The organism is Microbispora sp. NPDC049633, from assembly GCF_040675265.1.
Lineage (GTDB): Bacteria > Actinomycetota > Actinomycetes > Streptosporangiales > Streptosporangiaceae > Microbispora > Microbispora maris.
The window spans coordinates 1-17150 of sequence record NZ_JBFAOO010000008.1 but is presented as its reverse complement, the minus strand read 5'-3'; the positions used below and the strand labels follow the sequence as shown (position 1 = coordinate 17150).

Here is a 17150-nt window from a genome sequence, read left to right as displayed (position 1 = left end):
GACACCGGGGACGAGGACGGCGGCCGGGGGGATGCGGCGGGACGGAGCCCGCCGGTCCGGGTCACAGCCTCCGCAGGTAGTGGGCGGAGGCCCATCCGGGAATGCCGGCGGTGCTGTCGACGGCCACCCAGCCGCGGGTGGCGTCGCAGGCTCCGGCGATGTTCCCGCCGGCCGGTCGCAGCCTGCCCACGGGAGCGTGGTGGACGCCGGCGCCCTCCCGGACGTTGAGGAAGCTGCCCTTGCGCACGTGCCGGAGGCGGTAGACGCACGAAAGCGAGGGCCGCCCGCCGAGGTCGAGCCTGTGGAGGTAGCGGGCGGCGGCGAAGCCCGACGCCCCGCCGGCGGTCTTCACCGCGATCCAGCCGCCGGTGGCGGTGCAGGAACCCGAGAAGCCTCCGTCGGCCGGTCGAAGTTTGGCGACGGGGGCGTGGCGTATGCCGGCGCCCTCGCGGACGTTGAGGAATCCTCCCCGGTGCACGCCCCGGAGCCGGTAGGTGCACACGACACCGGGCCCCCGTCCGCTTTCGCGCACGATCTGCCCGAACGGTCCCGACGTGGAGGGTTCACCGGGACCGGGCGGCCGGACCGCCGGGAGGCCCGGAACGGGACGTCCCGGAACATCCGATGCCGGGCGGGTCGCGATCCCCGGCGCGTGGCGGCCTCCGGCGCCCGAGACGGCCCGGGCCGCGGCGGCCGTAACGGCCTGGTCCGCCACGGCGGCCGAACCTGCCCGGTCCGCGACGGCGGCCGTGCCTGCCCGGTCCGCCCCGGCGGAGCTGGCCGGACCCGCGACCGCCGGTGCGGGGTGGCCTGCGACGATCCACCCCGTGGCGGCCCACGCCGCCAGCGCGGGAACGATGCTTCCGGCGACTTTCACGATCTCTCCCTTCGGTCGGCATCGCCCACGCCCGGCCGGGGGGACCCGGGCCAGTGATGCTCACCCGAAGTTCTGATCTGATTACCCTGCGTTTACACCTCGGTCGAATTCGCGCCCGGAATTTTTACCCGACACACCAGGGAAAAGGGGGGTGATTCACGGTCCTCGACCTCGCGCACGCGCTTCCGGCCGCCGGCCTCATCCGCCGTGCGCGCCGTGGAAGGGCGTGGTCACCCCCTCGTAGGCCAGGTGCAGCATCATCCCCAGGTCGGCGTGGCTGAGGTTGTGGCAGTGGTTCATCCACAGCCCGGGATTGGTGGCGCGGAAGGCCACCTCCCACACCTCGCCCGGCCGTACGTCGAAGGTGTCGAGCCACAGCGGGCTGCCGGTGGGGGAGCGGCCGTCACGCGAGAGCACGAGCACCCGATGGCCGTGGAGGTGCCAGGGATGGGTGTCCCGGCCGCGGTTGACCACGGTGAGCCGGACCAGGTCCCCCTCCCTGACCACCTCCGTGGGGATGTCGGGGAAGGCGAGGCCGTTCACCGTGTGCGCGTAGGCCGGCTTTCCCCCGGCGAGCGCGAGTCCCCGGTCGAGGACGAGCGTGAAGTCACGGTCGAAGCGGCTCCGTCGCGTGTACGGCGTGGGAGCGGGAGCGCCGTACCGGGTGAGGTCGAGCTCCGGCCAGTCCTCCGTGCGGCTCCCGTCCACGGCTCCGTCGCCCGTGCCCGTGCCCGTGCCCGCGCCCTCGCCGGTGCCCGTGCCGGGCGGTCCGGGAGTGAGCCGCACGGCGTCGGAGCGGTCGTCGGTGCGCAGGACGACGGGGCCGGCGGGCATCGTGAACGCGAGGTCGTAGCGGCCGCCGGCGGCGAGCCGCAGGCCGGCCCGGTCGAGCGTGCCCGGCCCGGTGAGATTCGTCCCGTCCACGGCCACCAGCCGGTAGGGCGTGCCCGCCAGGGTGAACCGGTGCGGCGTGTTGTCGGTGTTGATCAGGCGCAGCCGTACGGGAGTGCCGGGCGCGGCCTGCCGGACCAGGGGCTGGTCGTGGTCGCCCGTCACCGTCGTGCCGGCGAAGGTGTGCACGGGCAGCGTGAGGTCCACCCCGGTGGCGGCGGCCCCCTTCGGCGTGACGACGAGCGTGCCGTAGAGCCCCATCCGTACGCCGAGGTCGGACACCTCGTGCGTGTGGTACCAGTACGTCCCCGCCTGGGCCGCGACGAAGCGGTAGACGAACTCCCCGCCGGGCGGCACGGCCTCCTGGGTGAGGCCGGGCACGCCGTCCTCGCCCGAAGGCACGTCGTAGCCGTGCCAGTGCAGGGTCACCCCCGACGTGATGTCCGCGTTGCGCAGCCGCACCTCGACGAGGTCGCCCTGGACGGCGGTGATCGGCGGCCCGGGGATCCGGCCGTCGAAGGTCCACGCGGCCACCTTCCGGCCCGACGACAGTGTGACGGTCGCCGTACGCGCCGTCAGCGTGAACCGGCGCACGGCGCTGCCCGGCGGTGGCACGGCCGGGCCGCGCAGGGCCGTCACCGGGCGAACCGGCCCTCCCGCGACGGAGGCCGGCGCCCCCGAGGCGGAGTGGTCCCCGGAGGCGGAGTGGTCCCCGGATGCCGAGTGGTCCCCGTGAGCGGAGTCCGGCTCGGCGGCGGAGCCGGCGGCCCCCGCCGCACCGGCTCCCTCCGCACCGGCTCCCGCCGAAGACGTCCCCTCCGTGGGGGTTCGCGCCGCGGCGGTCCCCTCCGTGGCCGGGACGAACATGAGTGCCGTCCCGAGCGCGGCGGCCACGGCGGTCGCCGCCGTCGCCGTCCGCAGGCCGGGGACGATCCCGCCGGACGCCCTCCAGGTCACCAGGACGGCCCCGGCGACGACGGCCAGGAGGAGGAGAGCGGTGCCGGGGTCCGCCGGATATCCGATCAGGAAGGTCTGCACGAGCCCGGCCGCCGCCGCGTATCCGGCGCCGAGCAGCGGGACCACCACCGCCGGCGTCCGCACGGCGTGCGGGTCCGCGCCCGGTCGCCGGGCGGCGCGCAGGACGCGCGGCCCGGCGAGCGCGGTGGCGACGGCCGCCGTCGCGAAGAGAAGCGGTAGGGCGAGGGTGACCTTCTCCTGCACGAACCACCAGCCGGCGCCGGCCAGCGCGAGGACCGACCAGACCCGGGCCAGGGACGCGACCAGGGCCACGGCGAACAGGGCCGCGGTCGTCCTCGTACGGCGGGCCGCGGCGGCCACGCCCGCGCCCACCCACGCCGCCGCGGTCAGGACCGAGACGAGCAGGTCGAGCGCCATGAGCCGGTCGGTCGTCATGAGGCGGGAACCGGACGGCCCTCCGCGGTGTCCTGCGACCGTGGCCCCGGCTTGGGCCAGGCGAACTGCCGCGCCCGGCGGAACACGAGCTCGCAGGCGCCGATGACCGCCATGCCGTTGACGGCGTGCAGGCCGAGGATCGCCAGGGAAAGGGGCGTGGTGTTGCCGGTGCTGTCGTCGAACAGCCCGCCGACCTCCACGATCAGCACCTGCACGACGACCAGGCCGAGGGGCAGGACGGTCAGCCCGATCTGGCGGCCCGGCGCCTTGGCGGCCGCCGCGGCGGCGGCCGCCATCAGCGACAGCACGGGGATGACCATCATGCCGTTCATGCTGTGCAGGACGAACGAGGAGTCGTCCCGCGGCTTGTCGAACGCGCCGACGGCCGCGAGGTACATCTGCACGGCGGCCGCGGCGAGCAGCAGTCCCGCTATGGCGGCGTAGACCTTGCGCACGCTCTTTGCTCCCTTCGGTCAGCGGATTGCGGGGGATCACGGGGATCACGGGGATCGTGTCCCACGTGGGCCGGCGGCGCGTCCCTCGTCGAGAGACGCGCCGGCTACCGCTGGGGGAGTACGCGGGCCCGCGTGCCGTCCGTCCCCTGGCGGTGTCTCGATGGTGGCCGCCGGGGCCCGTCCGCGTCGTCGCACGCCCGGAGGCTGTCGGGCCTACCGCCGTGGGATCAGCGCCGTACGCCGCTACCGCGAGGGGAGTACGGTCACTGTGGCCAGTTCGCGATGATGGCCGGGGTGATGGCGTCGGCGTAGCACTTCAGGGTCGTACGGCGCGCCCGGTCGAGCACGCAGACCTTGACGTCCACACGCTTGATCCGGCCGTCGGACGACAGCCGGAAGGACGCGCGGGACGCGCAGGTCGTCTTCGGCAGGGCCCACCCGGTGCCGCCGCCGGCGTAGTGGAAGCGGGCCCGGACGTAGGCGCAGTGCCCGCTGTGCGTGTCGCGGTCGTACAGCGTGCCCGAGACGACGAACGTCTCCGCCGTGAAACGGGTGGTCCACACGTCGGCCTTGGCATAGCCGTGGTGGCCGGACCCGGACCGCACCGGACCCCAGTGGATCGGCGGCGCCGCCGCGGTCCGGTTCGCGGTGCTCTGAGCAGCGGTGATCTGAGCCGTGCTGATCTGAGCCGTGCTGGTGGGGCTCGTGGCGGCGTGGGCGGAAGCGGTCGGCAGGCCCATGGCGAAGGCGGCGGCCAGCAGGCCGCCGATGACGAGGTTCTTGCTCATGTCCGCCGACCCTAGGGTCCCCGACTTGGAGGATCCTTGTCGTCCGCTGGTCTGCCCGGACGATCAGCTTCCGAGCAGATGCCCGGCCTGTTCGACCACGTCGTCGACCGGGACCTCGGCCACCCACGACTCGTCGTGCGGGCACCGCCCCGCGCGGGGATCGTGCCCGCTGACGCCGCAGACCGGGCACCGCGCGGTCCAGGAGATCAGCGGCCGGTGGAGGGCACGGGTGAGGGGCCCCGCGTTGATGAGATTGCCGGACCAGTAGATGCCGACGGTGGCCGTCCCGACCGCCGCGGCGAGGTGGCGGGGGCCGGTGTCGTTGGAGACGACCAGGTCGCACCGCTCGTACAGCGCGGCGAGGCCGCCGACGCTCAGCGTGCCGACCGCCGTGAGGGCGGGCCGCCGCATCGCCGCCGCGACCTCCTCGACGACCCCCCGTTCCTGCTCGACACCGGTGATCACGACCGGGCGGCCGAGCCGGTCGGCCGCCTCCGCGAAGGCACGCGCAGGCCAGCGCCGCCGGGGGTCGCTCGCCCCCGGATGCAGCGCGACCAGGCCGGGGGGCGGCTCGCCGTACACGCGGGCGAGTTCGGCGCGGTCGGCGCCGGTCACGGCGATCCTGGGCTCGTAGATCTCGGCCGTCCCGCCGACCAGCGCGGCGACCTCCAGATAGCGCAACGTCTCGTGCTGGTAGTAGACGTACGGCACGCACAGGTCGAGCCGTACGGCGTCCGGTGCGCACAGGCCGGCCGTCACGCGGGCGCCGATCGCCCTGACGAAGGGATTGGAGTTGCGCCCGCCGCCGTGGATCTGCACGGCGAGGTCGAACCGGTGCTCGCGCAGCTCCTCGAACAGGCTCTCCGGCGCCTCGTGCCCGCTCTCCGCCGACGAGACCCCGGAGATCGGCGGCAGGGCGACGACGTCGTCGACCGGGCCCGGCCTGCCGTCCAGGAACCCGGCGTGCCAGGAGATGCCGAGGAGGGTCAGCCGGGCCTGCGGGTAGGCCCGGCGGAGCGCCTCCAGGGCGGGCATGGCGAGGACCAGGTCGCCCAGGGCGTTGGCCCGCAGCACCGCGATGCGGCGCACCCCCTCGATCAGGGCGCCCATGCCGGCTCGAACACGTAGTCGTAGCACTCGGCGCTGCGGTCGGTGACCGTCGTGGGCAGCTCCAGGTGGTAGGCCCGGCTCGGCAGCAGGCCCGCGCCGCCGTACCTCTCCATGACGCGCAGCTGCGCCGCGACGTCCTCACCCGCGTGCCGGGGCGGCACCGACCGCCAGAAGTCGAAGCCGCCGCACTCCAGCAGCCGTTCCCGGTCGTACAGCACGCAGCCGCCGATCCAGGCCACCTTGTACGGCCGCCACTCCCCGGGACCCGGGGTGCCCAGGTGTTCGCGCGCGAGGTGCAGCGGGTTCGAGGCGTTGTGCAGAGTGTGGCGCCGCCAGGCCGGCGACTCCCGGCGCACCCGTTCGGGCCGCACGCCGTCCGTCCACTCCTCGTACGGCGCCAGCTCGGCGGGGCGTACGTCGTCGCGGTAGGACAGGCCGTGCAGGGCGTAGCCGACGAAACCGCAGCGCAGGTCGCTCATCGCGGTCAGCAGGACCTCGATCGCCTCCGGCTCCAGCCAGACGTCGTCGTCGATGTAGAGCGCCAGCCGCCGCTCGGCCCGGTCGAGCAGGAACGCGCGTTGTTCCGCCATGCCGCGTGGGGGCGCGTGATGGTGGACGGCCACCGGCCTGTCGCGGTGGTGGAGGATCCGCAGCTGCGCCGCCACCAGCGGGTCGTCGGCGACCGGCGCGTCCGATTGATCGGAGACCACGACGCGGAACCCGGCCACGGTCTGCGCCGCGAGGCCCGCCAACGTCACGCCCAGCGCGCCCGGGCGGTCCTTCGTGGGCACGAGTACATCCAGGTCGGACGGGGCGAACATGCGCGCGTGATACCCCTGAGGCGATACGGCAAACAGAGCCCTCAGCCGCCCACGCCGGCCGTGCCCGTCAGCGTGCCGGGCAGGCCGAGCCCGTCCGTGTCCGGCCGTCCGACGACGGCGGGAGGGGCGACGGTCAGGATCGGCGGTTGGACAGACGTCCGGGGCTGGGGAACCTGATGTACCGGCGGCCGGCGCAACCGGCCTCGCGCCGCTCCGCCGCCGTTTCCTCGGTGGCCCGCCACCGCCCGTTCGTGTGCGCGGGGCCGTGCGCGTCGGCACAGTGAGGTTCGGCGGCTTCGGGAGACGGCTCGCCGATCGCGAGGAGCTCCGGCGGGGCGTGGTCGACCTGCAGGGTGGTGTGGGCGATGCCGTACTCGTCGTGGACCATCCGCTGCGCCGCCTGCCGTACGGAGTGGCAGTCGGCGCCCGGGGCGACCAGGATGTGCGCGGACATGGCCGGATAGCCGCTGGTGACCTCCCAGATGTGCAGGTCGTGCACCTCGACGACATGTTCCAGGGCGGCGGCCTTGCGGCCGATCTCGGCGGGGTTCATCCCGGCGGGAGCCGCCTCCATGAAGACCCGGCCGGAGTCGCGCACCAGGCCCCAGCCGGCCTTGAGCATCAGGGCGGCCACGACCAGCGCGGCCAGGGCGTCGGCCCGGCCCCAGCCTGTCGCCCAGATCACCGCGCCGGCGGCGGTGGTGGCGATGAAGGCGAACAGGTCGTTGAGGATGTGCTGGAAGGCGCCCTCGACGTTCAGGCTGGCGCGGTTGGCCCTGCTCAGCAGCCAGGTCGCGGCCACGTTCACCGCGATCCCGGCGACGCCGGTGGCGACCACGTAGGCGCCGTGGACCTCGGGGGGCTCGATCAGCCTGCGTACGCCCTCGTAGACGAAGTAGACGCTGAGCAGCAGCAGCGTGATCCCGTTGATCTGGGCGCTGATGATCTCGGCGCGTTTGAGGCCGTAGGTGAAGCCGCCCTGCGGCGGGCGGGCGGCGATCCGCATGGCCACGATCGCGAAGGCGATGGCGATGGCGTCGGTGAGCATGTGCCCGGCATCGCTGATCAGGGCAAGGGAGTGGGCGATGACGCCGATGACGACCTCGACCGCCATGAAGCCGACGATGAGCGCCAGTGCGCCGGTCAGCAGACGCCGGTCGGCCTCGGCGCTGACCGCGTGCCCATGCCCATGACCGTGCCCGTGCCCGTGCCCACGACCGTGCCCATGACCGTGCTCGCGCGCGTGCTCACGGCCCGCGTCCTTCCCGGTCTCAGCCATCGTCCCGGTCCTTCTCCTCATGTCCGATGTGCGTGATCGCCAGGTCGAACAGCAGTCGCACGTGCGAGTCCGCGAGGCGGTAGTAGGCCATCCTTCCCGCACGCCGCACCTTCACCACGTTGTGGACACGCAGCAGGCGCAGGGCGTGGGACGCGGCGGACATGCTGTGGCCGGTCGCGGCGGCGAGGTCGCACACGCACATCTCGCCGCCTTCCAGCAACGCCGCGATCAGCCGCAACCGCCCGGGATCGGCCAGCAGCCCGAAGATCTGCGCCAGGTCCTCCACCGTCTGCGCGGCCGGCAAAGCCCTCCTGACGGTCTCCACCCGGCCGGCGTCCACTACCGGCAGCGCACAGGAGTCGGCCGTCACGAGGTCCACAACACTTGAACGATCGTTCACGTGTGAGAGTGTAGGCGACGGCCGGCGCATGTCAACGCCTCCCACTCGGTGGCCCGTACGGCCGTCGTCCGCTGGATGACAAGATCGGCGCATGAGCACCACCGATCCAGTACTGCGGGCCCTGGTCTTCGCCGTGTCCATGGCGAAGGAGCGAATGGGCGTCGCCCTCGCCGTGAACGGCACGATCATCACCGGCCATCTCGTCTCCCCGGAGGAGTACGCCACCGCGGTGGTCGAGCAGATCCGCCGGTCACACGCCGGGGAGGTACCCGCGGGCAGCGGCCCCGAAGGCTTCTTCATGCGCATCGCCGAGAGCGCGAAGGAGCATCGCGAGCGCCACCGTGCCGCCGCGCTCGCCGGCGACTTCGACTCCGGCTCCGAGCAGGACCTCCCGGACTACCTCCACCTCGTCGGCGCCTTCGCCGGTGACCGCTCTGCGGACGGCCCCGGAGCGACCTGGAGGATCCGCCTCGAAGACGTCAGCGGCTGGTCGCTCGCTCAGGTCGGCGCCCCGGACGAGCGAACGGCGTGAGGTCTCCGTCCGGCCCCCGCTCCCTGAGGGGCGCGGGGGCCGGGCGGACTCTCCACGCTGGAACGATCCCGTGGCAGGTGCCCTGACAAGGACAGTCATTGGGCCTTCACTGTTAGGAAACTTTCTTTTATATTGGCGCCACCCCCCAGCAGTGAGGAGCACACATGCGAAGAACGCTGACCTTCCTCGCGACGGCGACGGTCGCCATCGGCGCCACGGTGTTCGTCGCCTCACCGGCTCAGGCACACGGCTACATCTCGTCGCCCCCGAGCCGGCAGGCGATGTGCGCCCAGGGCCGCGTCCCCAACTGCGGCGAGATCGTCTACGAGCCCCAGAGCGTGGAAGGGCCGAAGGGGCTGCGCAGCTGCAGCGGCGGCAACGCCCGCTTCGCCCAGCTCGACGACGAGAGCAGGCCGTGGCCGGCCACCAGCGTCGGCAACACGGTCACCTTCACCTGGTCGCTGACCGCCCGCCACGCCACCAGCACCTGGGAGTACTACATCGGAGGCACGCGGGTCGCCGTGTTCAACGACCAGGGACGCCAGCCTCCCGCCACCGTCAGCCACTCCGTGAACCTGAGCGGGCGGACGGGCCGGCAGAAGGTCCTCGCGATCTGGAACGTGGCCGACACCCCCAACGCGTTCTACGCCTGCGTCGACTTGCAGGTCGGCGGGGGCGGGACGCCCAGCCCCACGCCCACTCCCTCCCCGACGCCGACGCGTACCCCGAGCCCGTCTCCCACGCCGACGCGTACCCCCACGCCCACGCCGACCGTTCCCGGGGGCACCTGGACCGCCGGCACGGCGTACAAGGTGGGCGACCGGGTCACCTACGGCGGGGTGACGTACCAGTGCAGGCAGGCCCACACGGCGCTCGTGGGCTGGGAGCCGCCGAACGTCCCCGCGCTGTGGCAGAGGATCTGAGATGAGCGGGCGGACCCGTGGTGTGCGCGGCCGCGGGTCCGCTCCCCGTCCCCGCCCGGGACGTTTCTACCCGGACGGCTTGGATTGGGCGGCCCGGCGTGGGCGGCGCGGGTCAGGCGACGTGCAGGTGCACCTCGGCGCCCTGCATGAAGGCCCGCGAGTACGGGCATTCGCCGTGCGCCTGCTCCACCAGCCTGCGGGCCGCCTCGGGCTCCACCCCGGGCAGGCGTACGGTCAGGTCCGTGGTGATCGTGTAGTCGTCGGCGGTGCCCCGCTTGCGCAGGGTGACGGCGGTGTCCACGGTGGCGTCGGCGGTCCGGACGCCCTGCCGGCCGGCCACCAGGGTGAGCGAGTTGTGGAAGCAGGAGGCATAGGCCGCGGCGAGCAGTTGCTCGGGGTTGGTCGCCCCGCCCGGCCCGCCGAGCTCCCCGGGCGCCTTGATGCGGACGTCGAGCATGCCGTCGTCCGACGCCACCTTGCCGAGGGCGGACGAGGCCCGGGCCGTGTACAGGTCGTCGTAGGATTCGCCGCCCTCGCGGGCCGCCTGCCGTCCGGGCCGTTCCGTGGAGTGGTCCCCGGGTAACTCCCCGGTCAGCTCCGCCTCGACTCCCGGCCCCGAGTAGTCGGGTCCGGGCGCCCGGTCGCTCGGCATATGGGTGAATCGCCGTATTTCCTCGCTCATAGCGCATCCCTCGTCCGCTCGCCTCGCGTCCCGGTCGGGATCGGCGGTCACGTACCCCCTGAGCGGCCCGATACCGGACTCCGGAGGCAAAAGTTCCCATCAGTGTCCCTGTGCTACGGTCCCGGCAGGCATTCCCCAGCAAACGGTGAAATCTCTGTCATGGCGGCGAGGGGTGGGTTCGGTATGAGTGGGGCTGTCCGATGGGGTGTCCTCGGTACGGCGGGCATCGCCGCGCGGGCGTTCCTGCCCGCGTTGCGTGAGGCCGGCGGGGGTACCGCCGCCGTGGTGGCGGGCCGCGACCTGTCCCGCGCCGAGGAGTTCGCCGCGCGGAACGGCGTCGACCGGGCCGTACGCGGCTACGAGGCCGTCATCGAGGACCCGAGCATCGACGCGGTCTACGTCCCGCTGCCGAACGCCCTGCACGCGCGGTGGACGATCGCCGCCCTGGAGGCGGGCAAGGCGGTCCTGTGCGAGAAGCCGCTGTGCCTCACCGCCGCGGAGGCCGGCGACGTCGTCGAGGTGGCACGCCGGTCGGCCCGGCCGCTCTGGGAGGCGTTCGTCTTCCCCTTCCACCCCCAGACGGCGCGGCTGCGCGACCTGCTCGCCGAGGGCGCGATCGGCGACCTGCGGGAGATCTGGTCGACCTTCCACTTCACCATGGAGGGCACCGAGAACATCCGGCTCGACGCAGCCCTCGGCGGCGGCGCCCTCTACGACGTGGGCTGCTACCCGGTACGGCTCGCGCAGCTGCTGTTCGGCGACGAGGCCGTCGCCGGCCACGCCGTCGTCGTCAAGGGCGAGGCGGGCGTGGACATCGAGACCGCCGGGGTCCTGGAGTTCGGCACCGGCCGCCTGATGATGAGCTGCGGCTTCGACCTGCCGTTCACGACGTACACCCGCGTGGTCGGGACCGGCGGGGAGATCCGGCTGACCAACCCGTTCCACCCGGAGCCGCACGACGGGCTCGAAGTGTGGCGTGCGGGACGCCTGGCCGAACGGCACGAGCCGGGCGAGGGGACCGCGTTCTCCTGGGGCATCCGGCACATCCACGAGGTGCTGCGCGGAGAGGCCGAGCCACGGCACACGGCGGCCGACGACTCCCTCGGCACCGCCCGCGCCCTCGACATGCTGCGCTGACCCGCCTGGCGACGTCACGCGTGGTATGCATGGGCGATGGCGAACCCCCGGCCGTACGACGCGGTGCTGTGCGACCTCGACGGCGTCATCCGTTTCTTCGACCACACCGAGCTGACCGAGCTGGAGCGTGCCGCCGGCCTGGGCGAGGGGACCACCATGAAGGTCTTCTTCGCGCCCGAGGCGGTCCGGCCGGCGCTGCTGGGCCAGATCACCGTCGAGCAGTGGACGGAGGCGGCCGAGGCCGCTCTGGCCCTCCAGACGCCGCGAGAGCAGGCCCGCGCGCTGGTCACGGCGTTCGTCGAGGCGCCCACCCGGGTGGACGAGGACGTGCTCGGTCTGCTGCGCCGGGCCCAGGCGCACGTGCCCGTCGTGCTGGTGACCAACGCGACGCTGAGCCTGGAGGACGACCTCGCCCGGCTGGGGCTGGCCCACTTCGCCGACGAGGTGGTCGGCAGCGCCCGGGCCGGGGTGGCCAAGCCCGACCCCCGCATCTACGAGATCGCCGCCGAGCGCGCGGGCGTCCCGGCCGGGCGGTGCCTGTTCGTCGACGACCGGGCGGAGAACGTCGAGGCGGCCAGGGCGCTCGGCATGACGACCGCCCTCTTCACCGGCGTGCCCGGACTGGAGACGGCGCTCGCGCCGCTGCTCGGCTGACCCGTCACCGCCGCCGCGCGCCGGACAGCAGGATGCCGATCGCCTCGGTCACGTCGGCGCCGGTGTGATCGGCCATGGGCTCCCGGCCGGGCTTGCGCACGCCCTCGGCGCCCGAGACGGCCCGCGGGTCCTCGATCCGGCCGCCGATCCCGAAGTCCTCCGTGCCCCGCGCGAAGAGCGTCTCACGCGGCAGATGACCATGCGCGTCGCCCCGCTTCCGGTGCTCGCCGGTCAGTCGCGTACGACGCCGGAGACGACCGTGGTCACCATCTTGTGGACGGCGTCGGCCCGCGGCGGGCCGCCGTCACGGTCGGCGAACAGCAGGTGTGAGGCTCCGAGCAGTGTGGGAGCGAGCGTGTCGACGTCGGCGTCCGCCGCGATGCGGCCCAGGTCGCGTTCGGCGGCGAGGTAGGCCGCGAGCATGGCCGCGGCCTCCGTCAGGAGCGGGATGCCGGGCCCCGGCCTGGCCTGGCGCAGCCGGGCGCGCAGGCCGTCCCTGGAGATGATCAGACCGACGACCGCCACGGCGACCGACCCGAAGAGCTCGGTGAGCACGCCGGTGAGGTTGCCGGCGACGGTGCCGGTCCCGGCGGACCGGCGCAGGGCGGCGGCCTGGGCGTCGATCCTCGCGATGCCGTCGAGCACGAGCTCGGCGAGGAAGGCGTCGAAGTCGGCGAAGTGCCGGTGCAGCACGCCCTTTGCGCAGCCCGCCTCGGTGGTCACCGCCCGGCTGGTCAGCCCGCTCGGCCCGTCCCTGAGCAGGACGCGCTCCGCGGCGGCGAACAACTGCTCCCGCGCGTTGTGGAGGGCAACCCCCGTCGGCACCGTTCCGTTCCTCCCGTCCGTCCGCCGACTTTATCCCGTTTGACGAGTGGGCGTGTGCCCACTCATAGTGGGCGCATGCCCACCAACCCTTTCGAGAACGAACCCCACAAGGCGCGAGGGATAGCGGAGTCGTTCGGCGTGGACGCCGAGCGGTACGACCGCACCCGGCCGCCCTATCCCGGCGCGATGGTGGAGCGGATCGTCGCCACGAGCCCCGGCCGCGACGTCCTCGACGTCGGCTGCGGCACCGGCATCGCGGCCCGGCAGTTCCGGGCGGCGGGCTGCACGGTGCTCGGCGTCGAACCCGACGCCCGCATGGCGGACTTCGCGCGCCGCGACGGGACCCAGGTCGAGGTGTCGACCTTCGAAGCGTGGGATCCCGTCGGCCGTGCGTTCGACGCGGTCGTCGCCGGGACGGCCTGGCACTGGGTCGATCCGGTCGCCGGAGCGGCCAAGGCCGCCGAGGTGCTGCGTCCCGGCGGGCGGCTGGCGGCGTTCTGGCACGTGTTCGAGCCCCCGCCCGCCGTGGCGGAGACCCATGCCGCGGTCTACCGGCGGGTGATGCCCGGCTTTCCCGCGCAGGACCGCCCGGCGGGATCGGCCCTCGACGGATACCGGCCGCTGCTGGCCAAGGCCGCCGACGGGATCAGGGACGCGGGCGCGTTCGGCGACCCGGAGGAGTGGCGGTACGGCTGGCAGCGCTACTACACCCGCGACGAGTGGCTGGACCAGATGCCCACGTCCGGCGTCCTCACCCGGGTTCCACCGGACACGCTCGCGGAGGTGCTGGCGGGCGTCGGGGACGCCATCGACGCGATGGGCGGCGGCTTCACGATGTCCTACGTCACGGTGGTGGTGACCGCGGTGCTCAGACGGGATAGGCCACGGAGGTGAGCCGCTGGGAGACCTCCCACAGGCGCTTGCCCAGGCCGCTGTCGTTGGGCGCGGGCCGTCGCCCTGACCCGTACGGGATGTCCGCGGATCTCGAACAGGCCGCCCGGGCCGTAGTAGTCGCCGCCGGCGGCCTCATGATCGGTCGCCGCGCGCAGGGTGGGCAGCGCGCCCATGGCCGCGGTTCGCCCGAACAACCGGGCGATCAGCGGGTTCGGCACCCGGAACCATGGCGAGGAGTAGCGGAACACCTCCGTCGCGGCGCCGCCCGGATGCGCCGCCAGCGCCGCGGTGGACGCTCCGGCCGCGCGCAGCCGCCGGTGTAGTTCATAGGTGAACAGCAGGTTGGCCAGCTTCGACCGGGCGTAGGCGCCCGCGCCCGAGTCGGGATGGTCGGTGTCGATGCGGCCGAACCGGTGGCCGATGCTGCTGACCGTCACCACGCGGGACCCGGGCACGGTCAGCAGCAGGTCCAGCACCAGCCCGGTGAGGGCGAAGTGCCCCAGATGGTTGACGCCGAACTGGATCTCGAAGCCGTCCTCCGTGCGGCCCGAGAGCCCGATTATGAACCGATGGTTCAGGTTCATCGCAAGAGGATGTGGAGCGAGTGACCAAGGGGCCGCGCGCGGACGCGGTGCGCAACCGGGCCGCCATCGTCCGCGCGGCGCGTGAGCTCATCACGACGCACGGGCCGGAGGCCGGGATGGACGACATCGCGGCGGCGGCCGGGGTGGCGGTGGGCACGCTCTATCGGCACTTCCCCACCAAGAACGACCTGGTCGACGCCATCGTGACCGAGCTGGGCGCGATGATCGGCGCGACCCTCGACGCCGCCGTGAGCAGGGCCGGCGACGGCCGGAGCGGGGCCCTGGACGAGATCGCCGGGCTGGTGCACCGGGTGGTGGTGGACATGGGACAGGAACGCCTGCTCCGTGAGGCGGTGGCGGGCCTGGCGGGCGAGTCGCTGCGGGGGATCCAGGAGCGCGCCGTCCACTCGCTGGAGATCCTGGTCGCCGCCGCCCGCCGGGACCGCACGCTGCGGCCGGACGTCACGGTCGACGACGTCGCCCTGCTCCTGACCACCTCACCGGGCCCGGGGACGCCGGAGCGCGCCCGGAGGCGGTGGGTGGAGCTCGCCGTACGCGCTCTCGCGCTGCCGGACGGCGGTCAGAAGGCGTAACGGACCGTGCAGTACGGAATCTTCTCGGCGATCAGGTCGGTGAGCGCGGTGACGTAGCGGCCCTTGTGGCCGGTCTTGTAGCGGACGTTCCAGCCGCCCGTCTGCGAGCGCTTCGGCTGCTGGAGGTCGGGACGCCACAGCACCTCCTCGGCCTTGGGATGCCAGCCGAGGTTGACCTCGTGCAGCCGGTCGTTGTGCGTGAGGAAGATGACCTCGGCGGCGAGCTGGGCGCGGGCGGCCGGGCTCAGCGCGTCGTCGAGCTGCCCGAGCAGCTCGGCCCAGTCCTCCAGCCAGCCGTCACGGACGACGACCGGGCTGAAGTTGACGTGCACCTCGTATCCCGCCTCGACGAAGTCGTCGATCGCCGCGATCCGGTCGGCGACGGGCGAGGTGCGGATGTCCAGCAGCTTGGCGTCCGCGGCCGGCATCAGGCTGAAGCGGACCCGCGTACGGCCCTGTGGGTCCCAGTCGAGCAGGTCGCGGTTGACGTACTTGGTGGCGAAGCTCGCCTTGGCGTTCGGCAGGTCGCGGAAGAGGTCGACGAGGTCGCGCACGTTGCCGGAGACGGTCGCGTCCACCGAGCAGTCGGAGTTCTCGCCGATGTCGTAGACCCAGGCGTGCGGGTCGACCTGGTTCGGCTCGGGCTTGACGCCCTGGCGCCCGGCGTGCCTGGCGAGGTAGCCAGTGATCTTGTCGATGTTGGCGAACACGGTGATCGGGTTGCTGTAACCCTTGCGGCGCGGCACGTAGCAGTAGGCGCAGGCCATCGCGCAGCCGTTGGCGGTGGAGGGCGCGATGAAGTCGCTCGACCGGCCGTTGGGCCGCGCGGTGAGCGACTTCTTGACGCCGAGGACCAGCGCCTCGGTCTTGATCCTGACCCAGCGGGCCACGTTCGTCTCGTCCCCGTACAGCTCGGGGATGCGGTGGTGCGCCTCGATCTCGATGCGCTCGGCCTCGGGGAACCGCTCCAGGATCTCCTTGCCGCGCGGCAGTCCGGCGGCGGCGGGCTCGACGTAGATGCGGCGGATGTCCAGCAGTCTCTGGCCTTCGTTCACCTGGATATAACAACGTGGTAACGGCATGACTTCCCAGGTCAGAGGGCATCGAGGTGCTGGTCGGCGGGGCACGCGTACGCCGTTCTCGAGGCCAGCGTCCAGGTCCGCACGGCGGCCCCGCAGCGGCGGCAGCGCTCACGTTTGTAGACCCACCGCTCGTCCGGCGCGGCCGGGTCGCTGACCACCTGCCCGGCGTCGCGGCCCAGCGCGAGGTATCGCACGGCGGCGTCCCAGAGCCGCCCGGCGGCCTCGGCGCCGATGTCGCGGGCGCCGGGGTCGAGGCCGGTGAGGAAGAGCAGCTCCGCCCGCCAGGCGTTGCCGATCCCCGACCACACCCCCTGGTCGAGCACGGCCGCGCCGACCGGGACGTGGGCCGCGAGCAGGCGTCGTACGGCCTCGCTTCTGTCGATGTCACCACGCAGGGGGTCGGGGCCGGTCGCGGCCCGCAGCGCGGCCAGCGCCCGCTCGTCCATCGGCTCGCAGCGGGCGGGCGCGATCAGGTCGAACGCCGTCTCACCGGTGGCCAGGCGCAGCCGGGTGCCCTTGCGGGGCTCGGCCGCCGGGTCGTCGTACCGCAGGAAGAGACCCCGCATGCCGAGGTGTACGTGGATGGGCGGGGCGCCCTCCAGCCGGTAGAGCAGGTGCTTGCCGAGCGCCTCCACGCCCTCGACGACCCTTCCGTCGTATGGTCCGGCGTCGAACCTGCCCTGCGGGCTGGCAGCCCTGACCATCCGGCCGGCGAGCACCTCGTGCTGCTCGTCCGCGTAGCGATGGACCAGATGCCCCTCCGGCATGCCCCTCGCCCTACCCGTCCCGCCGACAGTTACCGTATGGATCATGAGTTACGAGCCGACGCCTGAGGAGATGGGCCACCTCCGCCGCTGTGTGGAGCTGGCGAGGGAGGCGCTGGAGGCGGACGACGAGCCGTTCGGCTCGGTGCTCGTCTCCGGGGACGGCGAGGTGCTGGCCGAGGACCGCAACCGGGTGGCGGGCGGCGACCACACGCGGCACCCCGAGTTCGAGCTGGCGCGCTGGGCCGCGGCGAACATGACACCGGAGGAGCGCGCGGAGGCCACCGTCTACACCTCCGGCGAGCACTGTCCGATGTGCGCGGCGGCGCACGGGTGGGTGGGACTCGGGCGGATCGTCTACGTCGCGTCGTCGGCGCAGCTCGCGCGGTGGCTGGCCGAGTGGGACGTGCCGCCCCCGCCGGTGCGGACGCTCCCGGGCGCGACCT

Annotated in this window: 20 protein-coding genes; 7 read left to right on the top strand and 13 right to left on the bottom strand. The window is 73.3% G+C overall.

Features of this window, described 5'->3' with window-relative positions; genetic code table 11:
• Positions 1 to 61 precede the first annotated feature (61 nt).
• The 8 genes from AB0J39_RS03945 to AB0J39_RS03910 form a co-directional block, all read right to left on the bottom strand.
• Positions 62 to 877, bottom strand: coding sequence for a hypothetical protein (locus AB0J39_RS03945; protein ID WP_363461550.1), 816 nt, complete (start codon positions 875 to 877; stop codon positions 62 to 64).
• A gap of 198 nt (positions 878 to 1075) precedes the next feature.
• Positions 1076 to 3181: a multicopper oxidase family protein gene (locus AB0J39_RS03940; protein WP_363461548.1), complete on the bottom strand. Its 2106-nt coding sequence runs from the start codon at positions 3179 to 3181 to the stop codon at positions 1076 to 1078.
• A complete protein-coding gene (locus tag AB0J39_RS03935; RefSeq protein WP_363461546.1) occupies positions 3178 to 3636 on the bottom strand; it encodes a DUF6220 domain-containing protein in 459 nt (152 codons plus the stop codon). Before AB0J39_RS03935 ends, AB0J39_RS03940 begins: the two co-directional genes overlap by 4 nt.
• Positions 3637 to 3899: 263 nt before the next feature.
• Positions 3900 to 4424, bottom strand: a complete 525-nt coding sequence (locus AB0J39_RS03930; RefSeq protein WP_363461544.1) for a hypothetical protein — start codon at positions 4422 to 4424, stop codon at positions 3900 to 3902.
• Between the two features lie 63 nt (positions 4425 to 4487).
• A complete protein-coding gene (locus tag AB0J39_RS03925) occupies positions 4488 to 5534 on the bottom strand; it encodes a glycosyltransferase family 9 protein (protein ID WP_363461542.1) in 1047 nt (348 codons plus the stop codon).
• The gene (locus tag AB0J39_RS03920; RefSeq protein WP_363461540.1) at positions 5522 to 6355 is read right to left on the bottom strand and encodes a glycosyltransferase; all 834 of its coding nucleotides are present in this window, start codon (positions 6353 to 6355) and stop codon (positions 5522 to 5524) included. The genes AB0J39_RS03925 and AB0J39_RS03920 overlap by 13 nt, the downstream gene beginning before the upstream one ends.
• A gap of 133 nt (positions 6356 to 6488) precedes the next feature.
• A complete protein-coding gene (locus tag AB0J39_RS03915) occupies positions 6489 to 7634 on the bottom strand; it encodes a cation diffusion facilitator family transporter (RefSeq protein WP_363461538.1) in 1146 nt (381 codons plus the stop codon).
• The gene (locus AB0J39_RS03910) at positions 7627 to 8034 is read right to left on the bottom strand and encodes a metalloregulator ArsR/SmtB family transcription factor (protein ID WP_363461536.1); all 408 of its coding nucleotides are present in this window, start codon (positions 8032 to 8034) and stop codon (positions 7627 to 7629) included. The genes AB0J39_RS03915 and AB0J39_RS03910 overlap by 8 nt, the downstream gene beginning before the upstream one ends.
• 91 nt (positions 8035 to 8125) lie before the next feature.
• On the opposite strand from AB0J39_RS03910, the gene AB0J39_RS03905 reads away from it, so the two are divergent.
• Positions 8126 to 8566 (top strand): hypothetical protein, encoded by a 441-nt coding sequence (locus tag AB0J39_RS03905; RefSeq protein ID WP_363461534.1) that lies wholly within the window; start codon positions 8126 to 8128, stop codon positions 8564 to 8566.
• Between the two features lie 164 nt (positions 8567 to 8730).
• Positions 8731 to 9489 carry a lytic polysaccharide monooxygenase gene (locus AB0J39_RS03900; RefSeq protein WP_363461532.1) on the top strand — a complete coding sequence of 253 codons (759 nt, stop codon included), beginning with the start codon at positions 8731 to 8733 and terminating at the stop codon, positions 9487 to 9489.
• Positions 9490 to 9601: 112 nt separating this feature from the next.
• On the opposite strand, the gene AB0J39_RS03895 is transcribed toward AB0J39_RS03900, so the two are convergent.
• Positions 9602 to 10171, bottom strand: a complete 570-nt coding sequence (locus tag AB0J39_RS03895; RefSeq protein ID WP_363461530.1) for an Ohr family peroxiredoxin — start codon at positions 10169 to 10171, stop codon at positions 9602 to 9604.
• Positions 10172 to 10354: 183 nt separating this feature from the next.
• Here AB0J39_RS03895 and AB0J39_RS03890 point away from each other — a divergent pair, with 183 nt between their 5' ends.
• The gene (locus tag AB0J39_RS03890; protein ID WP_363461528.1) at positions 10355 to 11308 is read left to right on the top strand and encodes a Gfo/Idh/MocA family oxidoreductase; all 954 of its coding nucleotides are present in this window, start codon (positions 10355 to 10357) and stop codon (positions 11306 to 11308) included.
• 36 nt (positions 11309 to 11344) lie between these two features.
• Complete coding sequence (locus AB0J39_RS03885; RefSeq protein ID WP_363461526.1) at positions 11345 to 11962, top strand: HAD-IA family hydrolase; 618 nt, start codon at positions 11345 to 11347, stop codon at positions 11960 to 11962.
• A gap of 231 nt (positions 11963 to 12193) precedes the next feature.
• On the opposite strand, the gene AB0J39_RS03880 is transcribed toward AB0J39_RS03885, so the two are convergent.
• The gene (locus AB0J39_RS03880) at positions 12194 to 12787 is read right to left on the bottom strand and encodes a TetR family transcriptional regulator (protein WP_363461524.1); all 594 of its coding nucleotides are present in this window, start codon (positions 12785 to 12787) and stop codon (positions 12194 to 12196) included.
• A gap of 75 nt (positions 12788 to 12862) precedes the next feature.
• Between AB0J39_RS03880 and AB0J39_RS03875 the strand changes: the two genes are divergently transcribed.
• A complete protein-coding gene (locus AB0J39_RS03875; protein ID WP_363461522.1) occupies positions 12863 to 13681 on the top strand; it encodes a class I SAM-dependent methyltransferase in 819 nt (272 codons plus the stop codon).
• Here the strand turns inward: AB0J39_RS03875 and AB0J39_RS03870 are convergent.
• Positions 13627 to 14265: a hypothetical protein gene (locus AB0J39_RS03870; protein ID WP_363461520.1), complete on the bottom strand. Its 639-nt coding sequence runs from the start codon at positions 14263 to 14265 to the stop codon at positions 13627 to 13629. The two genes, AB0J39_RS03875 and AB0J39_RS03870, sit on opposite strands and share 55 nt — an antisense overlap.
• Positions 14266 to 14285: 20 nt before the next feature.
• Between AB0J39_RS03870 and AB0J39_RS03865 the strand changes: the two genes are divergently transcribed.
• A complete protein-coding gene (locus AB0J39_RS03865) occupies positions 14286 to 14858 on the top strand; it encodes a helix-turn-helix domain-containing protein (protein WP_363461518.1) in 573 nt (190 codons plus the stop codon).
• Here the strand turns inward: AB0J39_RS03865 and AB0J39_RS03860 are convergent.
• Both AB0J39_RS03860 and AB0J39_RS03855 read right to left on the bottom strand, forming a co-directional pair.
• The gene (locus AB0J39_RS03860; protein ID WP_363461516.1) at positions 14846 to 15913 is read right to left on the bottom strand and encodes a spore photoproduct lyase family protein; all 1068 of its coding nucleotides are present in this window, start codon (positions 15911 to 15913) and stop codon (positions 14846 to 14848) included. The two genes, AB0J39_RS03865 and AB0J39_RS03860, sit on opposite strands and share 13 nt — an antisense overlap.
• A gap of 38 nt (positions 15914 to 15951) precedes the next feature.
• Positions 15952 to 16707 (bottom strand): DNA-formamidopyrimidine glycosylase family protein, encoded by a 756-nt coding sequence (locus tag AB0J39_RS03855; protein ID WP_363461514.1) that lies wholly within the window; start codon positions 16705 to 16707, stop codon positions 15952 to 15954.
• Between the two features lie 43 nt (positions 16708 to 16750).
• On the opposite strand from AB0J39_RS03855, the gene AB0J39_RS03850 reads away from it, so the two are divergent.
• The coding region (locus tag AB0J39_RS03850) for a nucleoside deaminase (protein WP_363461512.1) at positions 16751 to 17150 on the top strand (400 nt) is incomplete at its 3' end.